At 57.2% G+C, this 3,065-nt stretch carries 4 protein-coding genes; all 4 read right to left on the bottom strand.

Annotated features, from left to right (window positions below):
• A partial coding sequence (gene msrP / locus NW820_RS11525) for a protein-methionine-sulfoxide reductase catalytic subunit MsrP (RefSeq protein WP_414407546.1) occupies positions 1 to 953 on the bottom strand: 953 nt, incomplete at its 3' end.
• Between the two features lie 324 nt (positions 954 to 1,277).
• On the bottom strand, positions 1,278 to 1,697 hold the full coding sequence (locus NW820_RS11520) for an LptA/OstA family protein (protein ID WP_011433424.1): 420 nt from the start codon (positions 1,695 to 1,697) through the stop codon (positions 1,278 to 1,280).
• Positions 1,698 to 1,771: 74 nt separating this feature from the next.
• The gene (locus NW820_RS11515; RefSeq protein ID WP_011433425.1) at positions 1,772 to 2,107 is read right to left on the bottom strand and encodes a gas vesicle protein; all 336 of its coding nucleotides are present in this window, start codon (positions 2,105 to 2,107) and stop codon (positions 1,772 to 1,774) included.
• A 41-nt stretch (positions 2,108 to 2,148) separates the two neighbouring features.
• On the bottom strand, positions 2,149 to 3,033 hold the full coding sequence (gene gvpN / locus NW820_RS11510; protein WP_011433426.1) for a gas vesicle protein GvpN: 885 nt from the start codon (positions 3,031 to 3,033) through the stop codon (positions 2,149 to 2,151).
• Between the last annotated feature and the right edge of the window lie 32 nt (positions 3,034 to 3,065).

Raw genomic sequence — 3,065 nt, 5'->3', positions numbered from 1 at the left:
CCATATAAGTGGGCAACATACTCTCCGTACCCGTTGTAGGGCAAGGTGGGAACGATTTGCCACTGGGAACGGGATCCGAAACCAATCAAGACTTCCTGCTCCTGTGACCAGCGGGGGTGGGGCACCCTAGGATCCACATTGGCCTCAAATCCATACTCCTCAGGGGCGAGGGTATTCCAAAACGTAGAGGGTTGATGATCCAAAAACTCGATTTTGACGATGGATTTTCCCCCTTTAAAGCCATACTTCCAGGGAACTACCATGCGAATTGGCGCTCCGTGCTGTTTGGGCAACGGCTTGCCATAAACGCCGAGGGCAAAAAAGGCCAACTCGTTGGCCATTTCCTCGATCCGCAACCCTTCCGTGTAGGGCCAAGGCAAGTTGGGGGGCCAGATTGGGCCAGGCATAATTTCCGGATCGTAAAAGGAAGTGAAGCGGACAAATCGAGCCGTCGGCAAAGGATCCACCCGTTCCAGCAACAGCCGCATCGGAAAGCCCAACCACGGCACCACCATCGCCCAGGCTTCCACACAGCGAAAGCGATAGATGCGCTCTTCGAGGGGGAAGTTAAACAGATCTTCCAGGCCCAACCGCTGAGGATGCCGCACCAGCCCGGTAATCTCGACAGTCCAGGGATCCGTGGGCAAAGCCTGTGCAGCCCGCCAGACGCGCTTTCCGGAGCCAAACTCGTAAAAGTTGTTGTAACGAGCAGCTACAATCTCCTCGGTGACGGGCCTGCCCACATCCGAAAAGTGGGGGTTGAGTGGGATCCCCCTCAGCTCTCGTTCTACCGAGGGAGCAGCTCCCCTGCTGCCAAACCCAAAAATAGAAAAACTGGCTCCCACCCCAACGGATCCCAGTTGCGCTAGAAATTGCCGCCGGCTGAAAAACATCTCTTCTGGAGTGACCTGTGCCTCTCGTTGCCAGGGGTGAGGAACTCGGATCCCGAACATCCATCAGCCATCCTTTGATTCAGAGTCAGGGAAAAAGTCTGCCGCCCGAACTACTACATCCTAAATGAATTACTACATCCTAAACGGATCTAAGCCGACATTCCCCGAGCTCGTTTCCAGCGCTGCCCCATGTGTAGTCATTTCAAATGTAGTCATTTCAAACAGCAATGAAACGATTTGTTATGTCTGTCCCTGGCTCCCCTCTCCTTTTGAGAGAGGGGTTGGGGGTGAGGGAAACCCTGCAGGCTGGGATGATCGGTGACGAAATCACGGTATAGCCGTGTTGGCTGAGTCCGTGCTGCTGGAAAAAAGTGTGGGGATCAGCTAAGGACTTGAGCTGGGCTCCGGCAAAACGTAGATGGACTCCACTTGCCGCCCTGCCGATGGCACTGCCTGGATGGTGCCCTTGTCGATGTGGTAAATGACTTTCTCCGCTTGCAACTGATTCTCCCCTTGGTTGATGATGACCTGGCCCTCCAGCTCAATGCGTTGCTCCTGGCTGTAATACACAGCTCTTTGGGCGCGGGCCGTAAGCCGCTCGGCAGGAAAACTGAGGGTGACATTGCCAATGGCCGTAAAAACCCCTGTGTTGGCGTTGGCCTCCTGCACATCGGCGCTGATGCTGATGGCACGGGGATTCTGACCCCAAGCCGGGATTCCAAGGGCCAGCACCACACCCACAGCCCAGCCCAGCGTCCCTAGCCGCTGCCAACCCTTCCGGTCAAACGCCATCTCCAAAGCCATGCCCCATCACCCCGTCAAACCACCACAGCAGCCAGTCTAGCCCGTCAATCCAGGTCACAATGGCGGGGGGCAGCCTATGGGTCCGTTCCCTTTCCCCCCTGGGGCAGAGCTTGGGCAAGCTGTCTTTCCAATTCGGCAACGCGCTGCATGAGCTGTCGGTTGGCTTCCAGCAGCTCCCGCGCCTGGCTGTTGAGATAGGGATCCGACTCCCACCAATTGATGCCGATCTCCTTGGCCTTATCCACCGAAGAAATCAGCAGGCGAATGCGCACATTCAGCAACTCCACATTGCCCACCGAAACGGTGATGTCTCCGGCGATCACAATGCCCTTGTCCAGCACCCGCTCCAGCACATCGGCCAGCGAGGAGCCATGAGTAGCCGTGGTCAAGGGTTGAGAGCTAATCGGCACAGGGTTAATCGACCTCCAAAGTGTACCAACAGGCAAAAGACTCAGCCAGGCAGTTGGTCTAGCAGATAATTCAGCAGCTGGGATCCCTCTTCATAGCGCTTGCCAGCCCGGGGCAACAGCACATCCGCACACAAAGCGCGAAAATCGGCATTCTCTTTGCTAACTGCCAGCTCATGTTCCTTGACAATGCGCCCGATCATCAAACAACTGCGCAGGCTGGGGTGGCGCGTCAGATCCAACTTGCGGCGAAAAGCCCGCACAATGTGGACGATCTTGAGGGCGTCGGGGCCGGATAAGCCTATTCGCGAGGTGAGAATCTCCTTTTCGGTCTCGATGTCCGGCTCCCCCATATCGATGGTGATCATCCGATCCAGCAGCGCATCTTGGGCCCTGTGAACCCCGGTATATTCCTCCGGGTTAGAGGTAAAAATGGCCCGGAACTGGGGATGCACCCGCAGATATTCCGAGCGGTTGCTGTCCGGCGGCAACACCAGCAGCCTCTCCTCCAAGGCACTCAGGAGAGCATTGTTGGCCTCAGGGCGGGAGCGATTGAACTCGTCGTAGATGAGGGTAAACCCCTCTCGGCAAGCCAAGGTGAGGCGGGCATCCACCCAGCGCTGCTGCACATCCTCCTCCGTCTTCACCACCGAGTGAATGAAGTTGTCCACCACCCGCCGATGGGTAAAACCGGTGCGCCCCCCGATGAGGTCGGAAGAATCGAAGCGGTCATCCCCATAGATCAGCATGATGGGGCGGCCCAGCAGGCTGGCCAGATGCATCGCCAAAGTGGTTTTGCCCGTACCCGAAGGCCCCCGCAAATGCACCGCAAAGCCCGATTGCAAATAGCGCAAAGCGCGGCGGGTAATCCGCTCAATGTAGGGGGTGTTCACGAACTGGCGGGGACGCGCCTGCAGAACCGTGGCCATGGAGATACTCAACCTCTTTGCTGCCCTAGACT

Origin of the sequence: Synechococcus sp. R55.7 (genome assembly GCF_047461955.1) — a bacterium.
Taxonomy (GTDB): domain Bacteria; phylum Cyanobacteriota; class Cyanobacteriia; order Thermostichales; family Thermostichaceae; genus Thermostichus.
This window is presented reverse-complemented; position numbering and strand designations above follow the sequence as displayed.

Coding starts and splice junctions, on each gene's coding strand:
- gvpN (WP_011433426.1), bottom strand. CDS start 3,033: ATGGCCACGGTTCTGCAGGCGCGTCCCCGCCAGTTCGTGAACACCCCC.
- NW820_RS11520 (WP_011433424.1), bottom strand. CDS start 1,697: ATGGCTTTGGAGATGGCGTTTGACCGGAAGGGTTGGCAGCGGCTAGGG.